Origin of the sequence: Streptomyces sp. H27-C3, from assembly GCF_030063415.1 — a bacterium.
GTDB lineage: Bacteria > Actinomycetota > Actinomycetes > Streptomycetales > Streptomycetaceae > Streptomyces.
Map to the genome: position 1 here is coordinate 39,640 of NZ_JASITA010000031.1, position 17,104 is coordinate 56,743.

22 protein-coding genes are annotated in these 17,104 nt (G+C 70.0%); 10 read left to right on the top strand and 12 right to left on the bottom strand.

Annotation, left to right across the window (positions count from 1 at the left end; translation table 11 throughout):
* The first annotated feature begins 116 nt into the window (after window positions 1-116).
* Window positions 117-1,160 carry an NAD(P)-dependent alcohol dehydrogenase gene (locus QMK30_RS27050; protein WP_283520947.1) on the top strand — a complete coding sequence of 348 codons (1,044 nt, stop codon included), beginning with the start codon at window positions 117-119 and terminating at the stop codon, window positions 1,158-1,160.
* 154 nt (window positions 1,161-1,314) lie between these two features.
* Window positions 1,315-1,656: a DUF1330 domain-containing protein gene (locus tag QMK30_RS27055; RefSeq protein ID WP_283520948.1), complete on the top strand. Its 342-nt coding sequence runs from the start codon at window positions 1,315-1,317 to the stop codon at window positions 1,654-1,656.
* A gap of 7 nt (window positions 1,657-1,663) precedes the next feature.
* Here QMK30_RS27055 and QMK30_RS27060 read toward each other — a convergent pair whose 3' ends face one another.
* Window positions 1,664-3,235 (bottom strand): hypothetical protein, encoded by a 1,572-nt coding sequence (locus QMK30_RS27060; RefSeq protein ID WP_283520990.1) that lies wholly within the window; start codon window positions 3,233-3,235, stop codon window positions 1,664-1,666.
* A 261-nt stretch (window positions 3,236-3,496) separates the two neighbouring features.
* On the opposite strand from QMK30_RS27060, the gene QMK30_RS27065 reads away from it, so the two are divergent.
* Window positions 3,497-3,913 carry a helix-turn-helix domain-containing protein gene (locus QMK30_RS27065; protein ID WP_283520949.1) on the top strand — a complete coding sequence of 139 codons (417 nt, stop codon included), beginning with the start codon at window positions 3,497-3,499 and terminating at the stop codon, window positions 3,911-3,913.
* A 16-nt stretch (window positions 3,914-3,929) separates the two neighbouring features.
* Here the strand turns inward: QMK30_RS27065 and QMK30_RS38535 are convergent, their stop codons facing one another.
* Complete coding sequence (locus QMK30_RS38535; protein WP_349362116.1) at window positions 3,930-4,520, bottom strand: transposase family protein; 591 nt, start codon at window positions 4,518-4,520, stop codon at window positions 3,930-3,932.
* A gap of 141 nt (window positions 4,521-4,661) precedes the next feature.
* Between QMK30_RS38535 and QMK30_RS27075 the strand changes: the two genes are divergently transcribed.
* A complete protein-coding gene (locus QMK30_RS27075; protein ID WP_502963239.1) occupies window positions 4,662-5,462 on the top strand; it encodes an NsdA family TPR-like regulatory protein in 801 nt (266 codons plus the stop codon).
* 4 nt (window positions 5,463-5,466) lie between these two features.
* On the opposite strand, the gene cutA is transcribed toward QMK30_RS27075, so the two are convergent.
* From cutA to QMK30_RS27095, 4 genes are all read right to left on the bottom strand, one after another.
* On the bottom strand, window positions 5,467-5,799 hold the full coding sequence (cutA, locus tag QMK30_RS27080; RefSeq protein ID WP_283520951.1) for a divalent-cation tolerance protein CutA: 333 nt from the start codon (window positions 5,797-5,799) through the stop codon (window positions 5,467-5,469).
* A gap of 141 nt (window positions 5,800-5,940) precedes the next feature.
* The gene (locus QMK30_RS27085) at window positions 5,941-6,303 is read right to left on the bottom strand and encodes a hypothetical protein (protein WP_283520952.1); all 363 of its coding nucleotides are present in this window, start codon (window positions 6,301-6,303) and stop codon (window positions 5,941-5,943) included.
* A gap of 16 nt (window positions 6,304-6,319) precedes the next feature.
* Window positions 6,320-6,982 carry a peptide-methionine (S)-S-oxide reductase MsrA gene (msrA, locus tag QMK30_RS27090; protein WP_502963236.1) on the bottom strand — a complete coding sequence of 221 codons (663 nt, stop codon included), beginning with the start codon at window positions 6,980-6,982 and terminating at the stop codon, window positions 6,320-6,322.
* A gap of 97 nt (window positions 6,983-7,079) precedes the next feature.
* The gene (locus tag QMK30_RS27095) at window positions 7,080-8,183 is read right to left on the bottom strand and encodes a hypothetical protein (RefSeq protein WP_283520953.1); all 1,104 of its coding nucleotides are present in this window, start codon (window positions 8,181-8,183) and stop codon (window positions 7,080-7,082) included.
* Window positions 8,184-8,243: 60 nt separating this feature from the next.
* Between QMK30_RS27095 and QMK30_RS27100 the strand changes: the two genes are divergently transcribed.
* A complete protein-coding gene (locus QMK30_RS27100) occupies window positions 8,244-9,389 on the top strand; it encodes a cystathionine gamma-synthase (RefSeq protein ID WP_283520954.1) in 1,146 nt (381 codons plus the stop codon).
* Window positions 9,390-9,414: 25 nt separating this feature from the next.
* On the opposite strand, the gene QMK30_RS27105 is transcribed toward QMK30_RS27100, so the two are convergent.
* From QMK30_RS27105 to QMK30_RS27120, 4 genes are read right to left on the bottom strand one after another with little or no spacing between them, the layout of a single operon-like run.
* Window positions 9,415-9,606, bottom strand: a complete 192-nt coding sequence (locus QMK30_RS27105) for a DUF1059 domain-containing protein (RefSeq protein WP_283520955.1) — start codon at window positions 9,604-9,606, stop codon at window positions 9,415-9,417.
* On the bottom strand, window positions 9,603-9,923 hold the full coding sequence (locus tag QMK30_RS27110) for a hypothetical protein (RefSeq protein WP_502963237.1): 321 nt from the start codon (window positions 9,921-9,923) through the stop codon (window positions 9,603-9,605). Before QMK30_RS27110 ends, QMK30_RS27105 begins: the two co-directional genes overlap by 4 nt.
* The gene (locus QMK30_RS27115) at window positions 9,920-10,447 is read right to left on the bottom strand and encodes a sigma factor-like helix-turn-helix DNA-binding protein (RefSeq protein ID WP_283520956.1); all 528 of its coding nucleotides are present in this window, start codon (window positions 10,445-10,447) and stop codon (window positions 9,920-9,922) included. The genes QMK30_RS27110 and QMK30_RS27115 overlap by 4 nt, the downstream gene beginning before the upstream one ends.
* 52 nt (window positions 10,448-10,499) lie before the next feature.
* Window positions 10,500-11,030: a MarR family winged helix-turn-helix transcriptional regulator gene (locus QMK30_RS27120; RefSeq protein WP_283520957.1), complete on the bottom strand. Its 531-nt coding sequence runs from the start codon at window positions 11,028-11,030 to the stop codon at window positions 10,500-10,502.
* A 147-nt stretch (window positions 11,031-11,177) separates the two neighbouring features.
* Between QMK30_RS27120 and ilvA the strand changes: the two genes are divergently transcribed.
* The 3 genes from ilvA (at window position 11,178) to QMK30_RS27135 (ending at window position 14,475) form a co-directional block, all read left to right on the top strand.
* Window positions 11,178-12,407 (top strand): threonine ammonia-lyase, encoded by a 1,230-nt coding sequence (gene ilvA, locus QMK30_RS27125; RefSeq protein WP_283520958.1) that lies wholly within the window; start codon window positions 11,178-11,180, stop codon window positions 12,405-12,407.
* A 230-nt stretch (window positions 12,408-12,637) separates the two neighbouring features.
* Entirely contained in the window at window positions 12,638-13,618 is a 981-nt protein-coding gene (locus QMK30_RS27130) for an ATP-binding cassette domain-containing protein (RefSeq protein WP_283520959.1), read from the top strand.
* 5 nt (window positions 13,619-13,623) lie between these two features.
* Entirely contained in the window at window positions 13,624-14,475 is an 852-nt protein-coding gene (locus tag QMK30_RS27135) for an ABC transporter permease (RefSeq protein ID WP_502963240.1), read from the top strand.
* 78 nt (window positions 14,476-14,553) lie between these two features.
* Here QMK30_RS27135 and greA read toward each other — a convergent pair whose 3' ends face one another.
* Together greA and QMK30_RS27145 are read right to left on the bottom strand one after the other, a co-directional pair.
* On the bottom strand, window positions 14,554-15,051 hold the full coding sequence (greA, locus tag QMK30_RS27140) for a transcription elongation factor GreA (protein ID WP_283520961.1): 498 nt from the start codon (window positions 15,049-15,051) through the stop codon (window positions 14,554-14,556).
* 142 nt (window positions 15,052-15,193) lie between these two features.
* Window positions 15,194-15,613 (bottom strand): DUF4307 domain-containing protein, encoded by a 420-nt coding sequence (locus tag QMK30_RS27145; protein WP_283520962.1) that lies wholly within the window; start codon window positions 15,611-15,613, stop codon window positions 15,194-15,196.
* Window positions 15,614-15,732: 119 nt separating this feature from the next.
* On the opposite strand from QMK30_RS27145, the gene mca reads away from it, so the two are divergent.
* Window positions 15,733-16,608, top strand: coding sequence for a mycothiol conjugate amidase Mca (mca, locus tag QMK30_RS27150; protein ID WP_283520963.1), 876 nt, complete (start codon window positions 15,733-15,735; stop codon window positions 16,606-16,608).
* The gene (locus QMK30_RS27155; protein WP_283520964.1) at window positions 16,601-16,882 is read left to right on the top strand and encodes a hypothetical protein; all 282 of its coding nucleotides are present in this window, start codon (window positions 16,601-16,603) and stop codon (window positions 16,880-16,882) included. Before mca ends, QMK30_RS27155 begins: the two co-directional genes overlap by 8 nt.
* Window positions 16,883-17,104: the final 222 nt, after the last annotated feature.

The following is a 17,104-nucleotide window of genomic DNA, read 5'->3' on the forward strand; positions in this document are numbered from 1 at the left end:
ACCCCAGTATTCACCGTGCCGGGAAACTGAGCCTGTCCCCGCCAGTGGTACGCACACCAGACGTACGCACAACAGGGGGCTGGGTGAATGTTCCCAGCTCAGGCAGGGTGGATGGCATGACCACTTCTGTTGCCGCATACGCCGCTCCCGCCCCCAAGGCCCCGCTGGAGCGCACCACCGTGCCGCTCCGCCCGGTCGGCGAGCACGACGTACTGATCGAGATCAAGTTCGCCGGAATCTGTCACTCGGACATCCACCAGGCCCGCGACGGCTGGGGCGAAGGCATCTTCCCGATGGTGCCCGGCCACGAGATCGCAGGCATCGTCACCGAGGTCGGCCCGGGCGTCACCAAGTTCGCCGTCGGCGACCGCGCCGGCGTCGGCTGCATGGTCGACTCCTGCCGTGAGTGCGACAACTGCGAGGCCGGCCTGGAGCAGTACTGCAAGGCCGGCAACATCGGCACGTACAACGCGGTCGGCAAGGACGGCGAGCCGACGTACGGCGGCTACTCCACCCACATCGTCGTCGACGAGAACTACACCCTGCACATCCCCGAGGGCATCGCCCTTAACGTCGCCGCGCCGCTGCTGTGCGCCGGCATCACCCTCTACTCGCCGCTCGCCCACTGGAACGCGGGCCCCGGCAAGAAGGTCGCCATCGTCGGCCTGGGCGGCCTCGGCCACATGGGCGTGCAGATCGCGCACGCGCTGGGCGCCGAGGTGACCGTGCTCAGCCAGTCGCTGCGCAAGAAGGACGACGGCCTGAAGCTGGGCGCCGACCACTACTACGCGACCAGCGACGAGGCGACCTTCGAGGCCCTCGCGGGCACCTTCGACCTGATCGTCTCCACCGTGTCCGCGCCGCTGCCGCTGGACAAGTACCTGGGCCTGCTGAAGACGGACGGCGCGTTCGTGAACGTGGGCGCCCCCGAGGAGCCCGTCTCGCTCAACCTCTTCTCCGTCATCGGCGGCCGCAAGACCCTCGCGGGCTCGGGCATCGGCGGTATCCAGGAGACCCAGGAGATGCTGGACTTCTGCGCGCGGCACGGTCTTGGCGCGGAGATCGAGCTGATCAGCGCGAGCGAGATCAACGAGGCGTACGAGCGCGTGCTCTCCAGTGACGTGCGCTACCGCTTCGTGATCGACAACGCGACGATCTGACCGGCGCTGCCGCGGTGCCCGCACTGGCCACATCGACGATCCGACCGTCAATGTCCCAGCGCCGGCACTGCCCGCATTACCCGCGAAGTAATGGACGCGCACGGCACCTCCCGGCAGGATCGGCAGCACACCAGCCACTGCCGGGAGGAACACCATGAGCGCGTACGCCGTCGGTCACCTGAAGCCCGCAGCCCAGCACGAAGAGATCTTCGAGTACATGGAGCGCATCCAGGCCACCCTCGACCCCTTCGGCGGACACTTCCTCGTCCACGGCACGGAGGTCGAGGTCCGCGAGGGCGACTGGCCCGGCTACCTGGTCGTCATCGGCTTCCCGGACATCGAGAAGGCGCGTGCCTGGTACGACTCCGACGCCTACCAGGAGATCGTGCCGCTGCGCACCCGGCACATCACCGGCGCGGTGGTCCTGGCCGACGGGGTGGCGCCGGGTTACGACGCGGCGCACACGGCGGCGGCGCTGCGCGCGCTCGCGGTGTGACCGGAACTCATGGGGACTCGCAGCCCACTTCGTCCCGGGGCAGCCGATACGCCGAGTCCAGCCGGTACGTCCCCCCCTTCGGCACGGTCAGCCGCGTCCATTCGCCGTCCTGCCGCAGGCACGCCCCCTTGGCGCGCAGCCACGGCGAGTGGGCGACCCGTACCGTCACCGACCCGGCCGATGGCATCCGTACGACCAGGTCGGCGTCACTTCCCCGCACGACCGTGCCCGGCCGGGACACCAGCGGCGTCGCGTTCTTGACCCGGTAGACCGTCCAGCCGTCGTCCCGCCACACCTGCTCCAGCCACTCGGGCCCGCTCCGCACGAGCGCGGCCTCGGCCTCGGCGGGCCCGTCCGGCCTCCCGTGGTGCAGCACGACGAGGCCGACGGCCCAGCGGTCCAGCCACTGCCGGTACGTCGCCGGGGTCAGGGACCCGTCGTAGAAGAGCCGCCCGCGCTCGACGTCGAGCTGCCGGTTCCAGCCACGGGCCATGTTGACGTGCGGGGCGAGCGCGGTGGCCTCGCGGTGGTTGCGGGCGGGGACGACCTCGACGCGGGTACGGTCGGCGCCGAGCCGGGCCAGCTCCCGTGCGACACCGTCGGTGCCGGCGGCCCAGGCGGGCACGGTGTTGGAGACGCCGAGGTCCTCGACGGTCTTGCCCACCAGCCAGTTGGCGGAGAACACCAGGGCGACGACCAGCACCACGCGCCGGACCCGGACCCGGGCGCGGCGCGTGGCTTCGTGGCTCTCGGCTCCGTGGTCCTCGGCCAGGGCGGCGGCGAGCAGCAGGGGCAGCGCGATCAGCCCGAACAGCCGCTCCACGTTGGTGCCGATGGGCGAAGGGATCAGGAAGGTCAGGACGACCCCGAGGGCGTACACCAGGGCCCCGAACCGCACGGTCCGCCAGCCGCGTCCCGGCGGGGCGGCGAACACCACGGCGGCGCAGACGAACAGTGGCATCCACAGCCGTCCCGATGCCATGGGTTGCTCGCCCTGAAAGGGAAAGAGCAGGGTGGTGGTCCCGACCACGACGAAGAACGGCACGACGAGGGCGGCGCCCTTCCGCCACTCCCGTTGCAGCAGATACGCGGTGCCGACCACCACGAGAAACAGCCCGGCGACCGGGCTGGCCATGGTGGCGAGCGCCCCCGCCACGACGGCGAGGACGGTGCGGCGCGCGTACAGGCAGGCGATCAGTCCGATGGCGACGCCGAGGGTGAAGGTCGTACGCCCGGAGGCGACGTTGCACCACAGGGTGAGCGACGCGAGGACGGCGGGCCACACGGCGTACCGCACCCCGCTCCGCGCGAACAGCAGGGCCAGCAGCCAGGTCCCGACGAGCCCGGCGGCGACGGACACGGTCCGCACGCCGAAGGCGGCCATCAAGTGGGGCGCGATCAGGCTGTAGTTGGCGGTGTGGGTACCGCCGTACCAGGACAGGTTGTACGCGGCGTCCGGGTGTCGCGCGGTGAACCCCGACCAGGCGAACTGCGCGGCGAGATCCCCGCCACCGGTGGCTAGCGCGGCGGCCCACAGGACGTACAGGGGCAGCGCGACGGCGACAGCGACGAGCGGCACATACTGCCGCCGCCACCAGGGCACGGCGGCCCGGCCGCCGGGCTCGCTGTTCTCGTCTCCGCGTATGCCCCTGCGTATGCGTAGATTTCCGCTGATCGCCGCCACGGCGCCACTCTAACGGCGTGGTGGCGGGGCCAGGGGCTCGCGGCGGGCCCTCCCGCTCCGGCCCGCGTCCGCACGCGATTTCAGTTTCACGCGATTTCACCGGGGGCGGAACGTAACTCCCACCCACCCGGCCGCGATGCTCACTACCCTGGACAGGTGACCAGCCACGTGCCGAACGAAGCCCGCCTCATCCGCCTGCGCCCGGCCCCGGCGGCCAAGGAGCCCCTCTGGCGGGACGTTGTCGGTGGCGCCCTGCGCCGCGAGCGCCTCGCCCAGCAGCGCACGCTCAAGGACGTGGCCGACGAGGCCCGCATCTCGATGGCCTACCTCTCCGAGCTCGAACGCGGCCACAAGGAGGCGTCGTCGGAGGTCCTGGCGGCTGCCGCCCGCGCGCTCGGACTCGGACTGTCCGACCTCCTCGACCTGAGCGGAGCCGAACTCGCCCGCCTCGACCGGGCGGCGCAGCCCAGGCCCCGCACCCGGGTCACCAGCACTGGCCACGCCGGGATCGGCCACGCCGGACCCGGATCGCGCCCGGACTCGCGCCAGGGCGAGGTACGCCTCGCCGCCTGACCGGCGACGACGCCGCTCAGCGGCCGGGAAGCGATACCCGGACGGTGAGTCCGCCGCCGGGGTTGGGGGCAGGGGCAGGGGCAGGTCGCCGTGGTGTGTGCCGACGATGCCGGCGACGATGGCCAGCCCCAGCCCGTGGCCCCGGCGCGCGGGATCCTTCTCGGCCAGCCGGCCCTTGCCGCGCAGGAACGGCTCGGTGAGGTCGCCGACGGTGTCGGGCAGGAGCGGCCCGGTGTTGGTGACGGTCAGGACGGCGCGGCCGGGACTCGATCGCCCGCATCGACCACATCCTCACCCGGGGCATCACCCCTACGGACGCCTGGACGCTCCCTGCCACAGCCAGCGACCACCGCCCCATCGCCGCGAATCTCAAGGCGTAGGAGACGTCCGGTGCGCTGCGAGCCCACTGCCCGATCGCCGCGTACGAACGCGCTCCCGCCACCACGGCCGACGCGGCAATCAACAGCACCGCCACGAACGGGTGACGCACGCCCCGGCGATGGCGCGGGTCGGGCAGTCTGGCCAGCCGCTCCGCCAGCAGCAACCCCGAACACCCCTCCAACACAGGCGATTTGACCAGGCAGACAGTGGAAAACTGACGGCACATCGAGGCTCCGGTTCGAGACGGTGACTGGCAAGGTCATCCGTCCACAACGGGAGCCTCGATCTGTTCGTAGCGGCCTTCGCGAACATCGTCACCACGCTGTGACCAGCAACTCAACTTGATCAACCGGACTTTGCAACAGCCCTGCGCGTCTACCTCGGTGAGTACCAATCAACCAAGCGGCTGATTCGAGAGTGCAGCTACGCGGAGGAGACGGGGCGTGCTCTGTTGTCGGTGCTCGCTGAGCAGGCGCAGCAAGCCGGATGGGCGGCCTTCGACGGAGGCAAGGACGCTGACGCCAGCAATGTGTACGAGGACAGCTACCGGGTTGCCGGAGAAGCAGGAGACACAGCCCTGGCCGGTAATGCCCTCGCCTTCCTTGCCTGCCAGAAGACCAACGGAGATCGCCAAGCCGGAATCGGGACTGCTGAACGATCATGTCGTACCGCAGGCACTGACGCCCCGCCTGGGGTCCGTACTTTGCTGTACGAGCGACTGGCATCGGTGTACGCCGTTGCGGGCAATGCCGACGCGACCAAGCAAGCCCTCAACGCCGCCGAGGCCGCGCTCAGTGAATGTGACGGGACGCCGCAACCGGATTGGGTGGCGTGGGTGGATCGCAATGAACTCCAGATCATGACCGGCCGTTGTTGGACGGAATTACGCCGTCCACTCCGAGCGGTCCCTGTCTTGGAGAAAGCATTGACCCACTACGACGACGCCCATGCGCGTGACAAGAGCCTGTACCTGTCGTGGCTGGCTGATTCCTACCTGTCCGCCGGAGAGATCGAGCAGGCTGCCAGTGTCACCGGCCGTGCCTTGGAACTCTCGGCAGGGGTGGCGTCCGTGCGACCGCGTCAACGGATCATGCCCACCATTCAGCAACTCAGTGCCTACCGTGAACTCCCGGCGGTTGCTGAAGTGTTGGACATGGCCCGTCTCTGACGCGTCAGTCCATCGGGCCCGGCGCTGTGGTTGTGCCCACCCAATCCAGGTAGGCGTCAGACCCGGCGACGATTGGTACGGCCGAGACCTCAGGGTTCTTCCATGGGTGGTGCCGCAGCAAGAGCGCCTCAATCTCGGGGTACCGGTCGGCACGGGCCTTGAACAAGAGCTGCCACTCTTCACCAGTACCGAACTCGCCTTGATGCCAGAAGACGGAGACCACCGGTCCGACGATCTGCGCCCCGGCTGCAAGTCGAGCCGACACTACCAACTGAGCCAGCTTCACAGCCGCCTCGCGCTTCTCCGTTGCCGTGGACACCTGCAAGAAGTCAGCCATGGGGCGAGCCTATCGCCCGGAGGAATCTCCGTTCCTGCCCGCCTTTGGCAGTGATCTGCAAGCGAGTCGGGGGCGCCCCACGGGCTCCACGGTCACTACCGCGTCCCCATACAGCGGGCAGGTGGCTTCCCCAGTCGTCCCTCAGAGCTTCAGCGAACGAGGCTCCGGCCGACTGGTGATGGGCTCACTCGATGCCGAGTAGACCTCCAGCGGCGAGAGATAATCACCCCTGGTGAAGACCATCACCCCGGCGTCGTCCAGTTTGGAATACCAGGCGTCCGCCGCCGGATTGTCATGCGGTGGGGCCGACGCGACCGCCGTGAGGTCCACGGTCAGATCGACCGTCGCACAGCCGCAGCCGCAGCCGCAGCCGCAGCCGCAGCCGCAGCCGCAGCCGCAGCCGCAGCCGCACCGGCCCGTCACCTGCGCGTGCGGGATCTGGGCCCGCAGGGCGCTGCTCATCGGATCCGGACCGGCGAACAGCGCGTTCAGCGTCGCCTTCACCGGCGGCGCCAGCGGTTCAGCCCTCGGCCTTCGCGACACCGATCGGGCAGCTCACGCCCGTCCCGCCGATCCCGCAGTAGCCCGCCGGGTTCTTGTCGAGGTACTGCTGGTGGTACGGCTCGGCCGGCCAGAACGCGCGGCCCTCCGCCGGGAGGATCTCCGTCGTGATCGTCCCGTGCCGCGCGCCCGTCAGGACCTGCTGGTACGCCTCGCGCGACGCCTCCACGCCCGCCACCTGGGCGGGGGAGTGGGTGTAGATCGCCGAGCGGTACTGGGTGCCCACGTCGTTGCCCTGGCGGAAGCCCTGGGTCGGGTTGTGGGACTCCCAGAAGACCTTCAGGAGCTGCTCGTACGAGACGGCCGCCGGGTCGAACACGACCCGCACCGCCTCCGTGTGACCGGTCACTCCCGCGCAGACTTCCTCGTACGCCGGGTTCTCGGTGTAGCCGCCCTGGTAGCCGACGAGGGTCGTCCAGACACCCGGCGTCTCCCAGAACTTGCGCTCGGCGCCCCAGAAACAGCCCATGGCGAAGTCGGCGACCTCGAAGCCCTCCGGGTACGGGCCGACCAGCGGGTTCCCGAGGACGGTGTGCCGGGAGGGGACCTGGAATTCCGGGGTGGAGCGGCCCTTCAGGGCCTGCTCGGGGGTGGGGAGCTGGGGGGTACGGCCGAACATCATGCGGGTCTCCTCCTGGGACGGTCTACGCCTCGACGTCAACGCATCGAGGGGGCCGGAGATTCCAGCCCCTTCCCCCGGGGCCCCGCGCAGGGCCCTCTCACCCCAGCAGCGTCGCCGGGCTGCCGCCGTTCGCCTCGTAGCCCGCCACCGCCAGTGCGCGGTACACCGCGTACTCCGCCGCCGGGTCCGGGTCGTGGGTCCAGGGCAGGGCGCCGACGTGGCCGTCCACGTGCTGGAGCTCGTTCATAGCCTCCGACCAGCGCTCCGAGCGGACCAGGAAGAGGATCAGCAGGTGGCGTACGTGCGCGAGCATCGGGTCGCCCTGGCGGGCCGCGTGCACCGCGAACAGTGCGCCCTCCATCGCCGTCGACACCACCGCGCTCCGGTAGAAGCCCTGCACCAGATTGACCTCGGGCAGGTGCTCGTACACCGCGAAGAGCGGCAGCGCGGCGAGCAGGGAGCCCTGCGGGGCGCGGGCCGCCGCCGTTGTGGCGAAGATGTCGGCCGACGCGCGCGAGCCGTGCCACTTCTCGCTGCGGTAGCTCAGCGCCGCCAGGTGCGCGCCCATGTGCGCGGGCGCGCGGTCCATCACCTTGGCCCACAGCAGGTCGAACTCGGGCTCGGTGTAACCCAGTCCGCGCGCCACGGCCAGTTCGACGATGTACGGGATCGGGTCGCCCGGCGCCAGCGGCGCCGCCTCGCCGCACACCGTACGGGCCTCCTCCAGGATGATCCGGAAGTCGTCCGTGCCGGGCGTCGACGTGCGCCACGCCTGCTGCACCAGGAACTCGGCGTGCACCGCCGCGCCACCCGCGTCCTTCGGCGCCTCGGCCCGCCAGGTCCGCAGCCAGCGCCCGCCCTCGCCGGGGCGCCGCGCCAGTTCCAGCGACGCGGCGCCCGCGAAGGCCTGCACGCGCTGCCAGCGCGCTTCACTGTCCTTCGCCGTCCCGGCGAGCAGCTGCGCGGCGGCCTGCCAGCCCTGCGTGGACTGCACCACGTCCAGTACGTCCTCCAGGTCCTGGTCGGGACCGGGCATCCGGATGTCCAGCTCCTCCTGGCGCACGAAGTCGTAATTGGCCGGGTCGGCGGCGTCGGGTGAGCCGGGCGCGACCAGTCGGATGCCGCCGCGCCTGCGCAGCGCGAGAGGACCGATGACCGCCGCCAGCATGCACATGGCGATCAAGAACCAGAGAATCTCCATACCCCCATTGTCCCCGGAGTGCGGCGGGCTCGGCACGGGAACGAACTACGCTCGGACCCCATGACCGACCAGCACAGCTTCGAGACCCTTGCCATCCACGCGGGCAACACCGCGGACCCCCTCACGGGTGCGGTTGTCCCGCCGATCTATCAGGTGTCCACGTACAAGCAGGACGGTGTGGGCGGCCTGCGCGGAGGCTATGAGTACAGCCGCAGCGCCAACCCGACACGCACCGCACTGGAAGAGAACCTCGCGGCGCTGGAGGGCGGCCGGCGCGGGCTCGCCTTCGCGTCGGGGCTCGCGGCGGAGGACTGCCTGCTGCGTACGCTCCTCGCCCCCGGCGACCATGTGGTCATTCCCAATGACGCGTACGGCGGCACGTTCCGGCTCTTCGCCAAGGTCGTCTCGCGCTGGGGCGTGGAGTTCTCCGTCGCGGACACCTCGGACCCGGCGGCCGTGCGGGCCGCCGTCACCCCGCGCACCAAGGTGATCTGGGTCGAGACCCCGTCGAACCCGCTCCTCGGCATCACCGACATCGCCGCGGTCGCGGACATCGCCCGCACGGCCGGTGCGCGTCTTGTCGTCGACAACACCTTCGCCAGCCCCTACCTCCAGCAGCCCCTGGCCCTCGGCGCGGACATCGTCGTGCACTCCACGACCAAGTACATGGGCGGTCACTCCGACGTCGTCGGCGGCGCACTGATCGCCAACGACCCCGAACTGGCTGAGGAGTTGGCGTACCACCAGAACGCGATGGGCGCGATCGCCGGACCGTTCGACGCCTGGCTCGTGCTGCGCGGCATCAAGACCCTCGCGGTCCGCATGGACCGGCACAGCGAGAACGCGACCCGCGTCACGGACATGCTGACCAGCCACCCGAAGGTGACGAAGGTCCTCTACCCGGGCCTGCCCGAGCACCCGGGCCACGAGACCGCCGCCAAGCAGATGAAGGCCTTCGGCGGCATGGTGTCCTTCCGGATCAAGGGCGGCGAGGAGGCCGCGGTCGAGGTCTGCAACCGCGCGAAGCTCTTCACGCTCGGCGAGTCCCTGGGCGGCGTCGAGTCGCTGATCGAGCACCCGGGCCGCATGACGCACGCGTCGGTGGCGGGCTCCGCCCTGGAGGTGCCCGCGGACCTGGTGCGGCTCTCGGTGGGCATCGAGTCGGGCGACGACCTGCTGGCGGACCTGAAGCAGGCGCTGGGCTAGGGGCCGGACTCAGGCAGGCGCTGGGTCAGGCGCTGACCTTCTCGTCCTCCAAGCCGGCGCGGATCTCCGTGCGCAGCTCCGGACTGTCGGTGTGGGAGTGCACGGAGACCGCGTGCTCGGCGGCTGCCCGTACGACTTCCTCTTCCTCACCGGCGATGGAGAGCGAGCAGTTCATCTCGCTCGGGAATTTGCGGCAGTCGACAACTTTCCTGGTCATGACGGCCTCCTAGGCTCGTTCATTGCACCGCTGCATCCAGGATAGATCCGGACAAACGCGGTGTCCTGCCAGCCCTCCAGGGGTGGGGTCGTCTCCGACGGCGGCTCCACCCACGGCTCCGCGACCGACACCCACACCATGAACGCGACCATGACGGCCAGCAGTAGCAGCCACATCAGCCGTCGCGCCAGCCGGCGCTGGCGCAGCATCCGGCGGCCGCGTGCCGCCGCGTGTACGGCGAGCTCGGCCGGCACCCCCGGGTGCGCGCCGTCCAGCATCCGGCGCACCTCGTCCTGCTTGCGGTCCGGCCCGCTCACGGCGTCGCCACCCTGGCGTGCGGCGCGGCCGGCTCCGGCGGCTCGCTGCGCATCGTGGCGACCGCGCGCGAGCAGATCACCCGGACCCGCTCCACCGGCAGCCCGAGCTGCGCCGCGGTCTGCTCCTCGGCGACGCCCTCGTACAGGCGCAGCACCAGGACCAGCCGCTCCCTGGGCGTGAGCCGCTCCAGCACACCCCCGCGGACGGGCCGCTGCGGGGCGGCCCACGGGAGCGCCCGGCCCCGCACGACCCCCCAGTGGTGGTGGCGCCACGCCCCGCGGGCGAAGCGGGCCGCCAGCTCCTGGCGGGTGTGGTCGTACGGGTCCTCGCCGCGCAGCCGTTCCCACTCCACGTACGTACGGGAGAGGGCGGCCGTCAGCAGTCGCCTCGCGCGGTCGTTGCGCTCGGGCGCCTCGCCGGTGAGCAGCGTGGCCGCATGCAGCAGCCGCCCGGCCGCGCCCGCGACGTACGCCTCGAACTCCCGGGCCCGGCGGCGCTGTTGGACTGCCGGCCGATCTCGCACGGTGCCTCCCGTCGCCCCGTGCCCTCATATCAGGCCAGGGACGGGGCCCGAGTCAAGAGGTCGGCGGCACCTCGGTGTCCGCGTCCGGGTTGCCGGGGTCCGCCGACGCCGCGCTCTGGCGGGCGGACAGTGCCGAATTGAAGCGCGTCAGGAGTGTGCAGAACGAGTCGCGCTCCTCCTCGCTCCATCCGTCCGTCACCTGGGCCATCAGCTCGCGGCGCGAGGACCGCACCTCGTCGAGTCTGGCCTGGCCGCGCGGCGACAGCTGGAGCACGACCGCACGGCCGTCCTCCGGGTGCGACGTGCGCTTGACCAGGCCCGTGTCGACGAGCGGCGCGACCTGCCTGGTCACGGTCGAGGAGTCGATCCCCATGCCGGCTGCCAGCGCCTTGACGCCCATCGGGCCTTCCAGATCGAGCCGGTTCAGCAGCAGGTAGGCGGCGCGGTCCATCGAGTTGCGGACCTGGCCCACGCCACCGAGCCGGGTCTGCTCGGCGCGACGGGCGAAGACGGCGACCTGGTGCTGGAGGGCATCGAGGAGGCCGGTGTCCGGATCAGTCGTCATGTCCTGGGAAGTGGGCATGGCTGGGGGCTCTCTTCGTGCGGCGGTCGGTTTAGGTGGGGGACAGAGTACGCGGATGGGAGCGGACGCGTACCGGCGCTGCGCAAACCGATACCAGGGCCTGGACCGGCACGGCCGTGAGACCCGTGAGCTGCAATGCTTGCTGTCATGAGCTTCCGTACGTCCGACCCCTTGCGCACCGTCATCCTCGACGACATCCGGGGCGCGCAGAAGATGCTCTCCGGTGTGGCCAGAACGACCGCGATGGAGGGCAGCAGGCACCTGTCGCGGCTGATCGGCTCCCCGGTCCACTTCAAGTGCGAGAACCTTCAGCGCACCGGCTCCTTCAAGCTGCGCGGCGCGTACGTACGGATCGCCGGTCTTTCCCCGGAGGAGCGCGCGGCCGGTGTCGTCGCCGCCAGCGCCGGCAACCACGCGCAGGGCGTCGCCCTCGCCTCCTCACTCCTCGGGGTGCGCTCCACCGTCTTCATGCCGGTCGGGGCGCCGCTGCCGAAGGTCGCAGCGACCCGCGAGTACGGCGCCGAGGTGCGGATGCACGGCCAGGTGGTCGACGAGACGCTGGCCGCGGCGCAGGAGTACGCGGAGAAGACGGGCGCGGTCTTCATTCACCCCTTCGACCACCCGGACATCATCGCGGGGCAGGGCACGGTCGGCCTGGAGATCCTCGAACAGTGCCCCGAGGTAAGGACGATCGTCGTCGGCGTGGGCGGTGGCGGGCTCGCCGCGGGCATCGCGGTCGCGGTCAAGCTGCTGCGCCCCGATGTGCGGATCATCGGCGTACAGGCCCAGGGCGCGGCCTGCTATCCGCCGTCGCTGGCCGCCGGGCGGCCGGTGTCGGTCGACGCGCTCCAGACGATGGCGGACGGCATCAAGGTGGGGCGGCCGGGCGATGTGCCGTTCGCGATCGTCAGGGAGCTGCTCGACGACGTTGTCACGGTCTCCGAGGACGAGTTGTCGAGCGCTCTGCTGCTCTGCCTGGAGCGGGCCAAGATGGTCGTCGAACCGGCCGGGGCGAGTCCGGTCGCGGCGCTGCTGAGCCGCCCCGAGGCCTTCGATGGCCCGGTGGTCGCGGTGCTGTCGGGCGGCAACGTCGACCCGCTGCTGATGCAGCGCATCCTGACCCACGGCATGGCGGCGGCGGGCCGCTACCTGTCGCTGCGGCTGCGCCTGACGGACCGGCCGGGGGCGCTGGCGACGCTTCTGGCGTCGTTGTCAGTGGTGGATGCGAATGTGCTGGATGTGAGTCACGTACGAACCGATCCGCGCCTGGGCCTCACGGAGGCGGAGGTGGAGCTGCACCTGGAGACCAAGGGCCCGGAGCACTGCACGGCGGTCAGGTCGGTGCTGCGCGAGGCGGGATACACGGTGATGTCCTGAGGCCGGCCCGCGCCGGACTCCCAGGTTTCGCGAAAACCCCCTCGCGGGACGCGATGTATCGCGTTACGGTGTGTCCCTCGTCGGTGCTTCACACGGCGACGCCGCGCGGGAGCCCCTGCGCAAACCTAAAATTCGCGTAGGACGCAGGACACCGGAACCACCGCGGCAGGACACCACCTACGCGGAACATCGCGGACACAGGACAGCACTCGAACCTTGGGGGAGCCCTCATGCCAGGCGCCATCTACGCCGAAGGCCTGCTGAAGACCTTCGGTGACGTAAAGGCCCTCGACGGCGTTGATCTCGACGTCCCGGAAGGCACGGTCCTGGGGCTGCTCGGCCCCAATGGCGCCGGCAAGACCACCGCGGTGCGCGTGCTGACGACGCTGCTGCAGCCCGACAGCGGCAAGGCGGTCGTGGCCGGCGTCGACGTCCTCAAGCACCCCAACGAGGTACGCCGTTCGATCGGGCTCTCCGGCCAGTTCGCCGCGGTCGACGAGTACCTCACGGGCCGCGAGAACCTTCAGATGGTCGCCAGGCTCTACCAGCTCTCCGCGAAGGACGCGAAGAGGCGGGCCGGCGAGCTGCTGGAGCGCTTCCACCTCGGCGACGCGGCCGACCGCATGGCCAAGACGTACTCCGGCGGCATGCGCCGTCGCCTGGACCTCGCGGCCGCGCTGGTTGTCAGCCCGCCGGTGATGTTCATGGACGAGCCGACCACAGGACTCGACCCGCGCAACCGTCAGGAGCTGTGGGAAGTCATCCAGGAACTGGTCGCGGGCGGTACGACGCTGCTGCTCACCACCCAGTACCTCGAAGAGGCCGACCGCCTGGCGCACGACATCTGCGTCATCGACCACGGCCGGGTCATCGCCCGCGGCACATCCGACCAGCTCAAGGCCCAGACCGGGGGTGAGCGCATCGAGCTCGTCGTGCACGAGCGGGAGCACCTCGCCACCGCCGACGAGGTGCTGCGCGGCTTCGGCAAGGGCGAGGGCAAGATCGAGCAGCACACCCGCAAGCTCACCGTGCCGGTGGCGGGCGGCGCCAAGCTGCTCGCCGAGGTCATTCGCGAGCTGGACGCCCGCGGTGTGGAGATCGACGACATCGGCCTGCGCAGGCCGACCCTCGACGACGTCTTCATATCGCTGACCGGCCACGCGGCCGAGGTCGTGGAAGACGAGCCGGTAGCGAAGGAGGTCACCAAGTGAGTGCCCTGTCGGACACCGTGGCCAAGACCCGGGCCCCGCAGTCGCGCGGCGGCCTCGTCCAGTCGGTCACCGACTCGCTCGTCATCGCCCAGCGCAATCTGATCCGCATGATGCGCATCCCGGAAATGGTCATTTTCGGGTTGATCCAGCCGATCATGTTCGTGGTGCTGTTCACGTACGTCTTCGGCGGCTCGATCCAGGTCGGCGGCAGCACCAGCCCCGCGGCCTACCGCGAGTTCCTGATGGCGGGCATCTTCGCGCAGACCGTCACCTTCGCCACCGCCGGAGCCGGCGCGGGCATCGCGGACGACATGCACAAGGGCCTCATCGACCGGTTCAGGTCACTGCCCATGGCGCGCGGCGCGGTCCTCACCGGCCGGACGCTCGCCGACCTGGTGCAGACCGCGCTCACCCTGGTCGTCCTCGCGATCGTCGCGCTGATCATCGGCTGGCGCACCCACGAGAACATCGGCAAGGTGCTGGCCGGGTTCGCCCTGCTGCTCCTGCTCGGTTACGCGTTCTCCTGGATCGGCGCCCTGATCGGCCTCTCGGTCCGCACCCCCGAGGCAGCCACCTCGGGCGGCCTGATCTGGCTCTTCCCGCTGACGTTCATCTCGAACGCCTTCGTCGACGCCAACCAGATGCCGACGTTCCTGCGGCACATCGCCGAGTGGAACCCGTTCAGCGCCACCGTGCAGGCCTGCCGCGAGCTCTTCGGCAATCTGCCACCGGGCTTCAAGGCCGCCGACGCCTGGCCGATGCAGCACCCCATCTGGGCCTCGCTGCTCTGGTCGATCCTCATCATCGTGGTCTTCCGGACGCTGTCGGTCCGCAAGTACCGCAACGCGTCCGCCTGAGGCCCCCGCGTACGACAAAGCCCCCGGCCGGTGCCGCTTGAGGGCCGGGGGCTTTGTCGTAGGCACTGCCTGGGCGGCTCAGCCCTTGTACGGCGTGGCTTCGAGGATCTTCACCGAGGCCTTCTTGCCGTTCGGCATCTCGTACTCCGCGTCGTCGCCGACCTTCTTGCCGGTCACCCCGGTGCCCAGCGGGGACTGCGGCGAGTAGGTCTCGACCTTGGAACTCGCGTACTCGCGGGAGGCGAGCAGGAAGGTCATCGTGTCGTCCTTGTCACCGTCGAAGGCGATCGTGACGACCATGCCGGGCGCCACCACACCGCCGGCCGCGGGGGCCTCGCCGACCTTCGCGCTCTCCAGGAGCTGCGTCAGCTGGCGCACCCGAAGCTCCTGCTTGCCCTGCTCCTCCTTGGCGGCGTGGTAACCGCCGTTCTCCTTCAGGTCACCTTCTTCGCGGGCCGCCGAGATCTTTGCCACGACCTCGGTACGCGCGGGACCCGACAGGTACTCCAGCTCGGCCCGGAGCTGGTCGTAAGCCTCCTGGGTCAGCCAGGTGACGCTCTCGCTGGTCTGGGTCACAGGTGCTCCTCGTAGGTACTGGGAATACAAAGCAACGCCCTACCCAGAAGGATGTGCCTCCACGGGCGGGCGAAACCACGAGCCTAACAATTCCGTCGGACAAGGGGGAGGAAAATCCCCGTCAAAGGAACAACAACGCAGGTCAGCCCGTAGAACCGGAGTCGGCCGTGCAGCCTGTCAGCTCCGTGCTGGTCGCCCTGGACGTCGTACGCACCGGGTAGATCTCGTCGATGCGCTCGGTGGACTTCTGGCCGATCCGAACGTCCCTGCGGCCCACCTCGGAGCCGTTCTCCGCGATGGAGCGCAGCGTGCAGGTGCCGGTCGCGTCCGCGTCCTTGCGCACCTCAAGATGCACCTTGACCTCGGTGTCCGAAACCGTGTCGAACTTGATGACCTCGGCGCTGATCTTCTGACCGGCGATGTAGTCGTAACCGAACCAGCCGATCATCGCGAGGAACAGGGCGCCGAGCACCGCGCCGGCGATCTTGAGCTTGCGGTCCGCGCGCTGATCCGGGGAGCGGCCGTAGCGGCTCTCGGGTAGGCCCTCGCGTACCGCAGTCATGATCGTTCCTCCTGTGTTGGGGACACCTCGGGGGCACCTCGGGGCCCCCGGAATTTTCCGCCCCCCGATTCGGTCACTATAGAAGCCGCTTATTGCGTCCAATAACTGAGGATCGAGTCTTGACTGAGCAGCTGAGGCTGATGGCCGTGCACGCCCACCCCGACGATGAGTCGAGCAAGGGCGCGGCCACGATGGCCAAGTATGTGTCCGAGGGGGTGGACGTGCTGGTCGTGACCTGTACGGGAGGCGAGCGCGGCTCCATCCTCAATCCGAAGCTCCAGGGCGACAAGTATGTCGAGGAGCACATTCACGAAGTGCGCAAGCAGGAGATGGACGAGGCCCGCCAGATCCTGGGTGTGCAGCAGGAGTGGCTCGGTTTCGTCGACTCCGGTCTCCCCGAGGGCGACCCGCTGCCGCCGCTGCCGCAGGGCTGCTTCGCGCTGGAGGACGTCGAGGAGGCCGCGGGCCGGCTGGTGAAGTCGATCCGCGAGTTCCGCCCGCAGGTCATTACGACGTACGACGAGAACGGCGGGTACCCGCACCCCGACCACATCATGACCCACAAGATCACCATGGTGGCCTTCGAGGCCGCGGGCGACGCCTCGAAGTACCCCGAGGCGGGCGAGCCCTGGCAGCCGCAGAAGCTCTACTACAACCAGGGCTTCAACCGGCCGCGCACGGTCGCGCTGCACGAGGCGCTGCTCGCGCGCGGCATGGAGTCGCCGTACGGCGAGTGGCTGGAGCGCTGGAAGGAGTTCGTACGCGACGAGCGCACCCTGACCACGTTCGTCCCGTGCGACGAGTTCTTCGAGATCCGTGACAAGGCACTGATCGCGCACGCCACCCAGATCGACCCCGACGGCGGCTGGTTCAACGTCCCGATGGATCTTCAGCGGGAGGTCTGGCCGACCGAGGAGTACGAGCTGGCCACCTCGCACGTCGATACATCGATCCCCGAGAGCGACCTCTTTGCGGGCATCCGCGACAATGCCTGATGTGAACGTTTCTCAGGCAATGACGCAGCTCGTTCCGCTCGCCGCCGACAGCTTCGACAAGAACAAGGTGACACCCGGTGTGCTCGGGTTCCTCGTGTTCGCGGCGCTGGCTGTCGGTGTGTGGATGCTGATGAAGTCGATGAACCGACACATGGGCAGGGTCGACTTCACCGAGGCCCCGAACCCGGCGGCGGTGGACGCGGACAAGTCCGCGCACGCCGAGGCCGGGTCGCAGTCGCCTTCGGCGACGCCCCGGGGCGGCTCCCAGGGCTGACGGGCGGCGTTACGCCGCACCGGCGTCCCCCGCACTGCCCGCCCCACGGCGCCGGCGCGGGGGACGCATCCTCCGGGGCGCGGGCTTCGACGCGGGACCGCGCCACGGCGTCGGGCCGGGGGCGCCGACGGGGGAGACGCGCACTCTGCGGGGCGCAGCTTCCACGCATCCTGCGAGTCGCAGCCTCTGCGGCGCGCTCTGTGGGGCGCACCCTCCGCGCAT

What these genes read in the sequence shown, in the direction of transcription:
- QMK30_RS27130 (WP_283520959.1), top strand. Translation starts at nt 12,638, where the DNA reads ATGCCAGGCGCCATCTACGCCGAAGGCCTGCTGAAGACCTTCGGTGAC.
- ilvA (WP_283520958.1), top strand. Translation starts at nt 11,178, where the DNA reads ATGAGCTTCCGTACGTCCGACCCCTTGCGCACCGTCATCCTCGACGAC.
- QMK30_RS27145 (WP_283520962.1), bottom strand. Translation starts at nt 15,613, where the DNA reads ATGACTGCGGTACGCGAGGGCCTACCCGAGAGCCGCTACGGCCGCTCC.
- QMK30_RS27120 (WP_283520957.1), bottom strand. Translation starts at nt 11,030, where the DNA reads ATGCCCACTTCCCAGGACATGACGACTGATCCGGACACCGGCCTCCTC.
- QMK30_RS27105 (WP_283520955.1), bottom strand. Translation starts at nt 9,606, where the DNA reads ATGACCAGGAAAGTTGTCGACTGCCGCAAATTCCCGAGCGAGATGAAC.
- QMK30_RS38535 (WP_349362116.1), bottom strand. Translation starts at nt 4,520, where the DNA reads ATGTGCCGTCAGTTTTCCACTGTCTGCCTGGTCAAATCGCCTGTGTTG.
- msrA (WP_502963236.1), bottom strand. Translation starts at nt 6,982, where the DNA reads ATGATGTTCGGCCGTACCCCCCAGCTCCCCACCCCCGAGCAGGCCCTG.
- cutA (WP_283520951.1), bottom strand. Translation starts at nt 5,799, where the DNA reads ATGGCTGACTTCTTGCAGGTGTCCACGGCAACGGAGAAGCGCGAGGCG.
- QMK30_RS27055 (WP_283520948.1), top strand. Translation starts at nt 1,315, where the DNA reads ATGAGCGCGTACGCCGTCGGTCACCTGAAGCCCGCAGCCCAGCACGAA.
- QMK30_RS27095 (WP_283520953.1), bottom strand. Translation starts at nt 8,183, where the DNA reads ATGGAGATTCTCTGGTTCTTGATCGCCATGTGCATGCTGGCGGCGGTC.
- QMK30_RS27100 (WP_283520954.1), top strand. Translation starts at nt 8,244, where the DNA reads ATGACCGACCAGCACAGCTTCGAGACCCTTGCCATCCACGCGGGCAAC.
- QMK30_RS27155 (WP_283520964.1), top strand. Translation starts at nt 16,601, where the DNA reads ATGCCTGATGTGAACGTTTCTCAGGCAATGACGCAGCTCGTTCCGCTC.
- QMK30_RS27050 (WP_283520947.1), top strand. Translation starts at nt 117, where the DNA reads ATGACCACTTCTGTTGCCGCATACGCCGCTCCCGCCCCCAAGGCCCCG.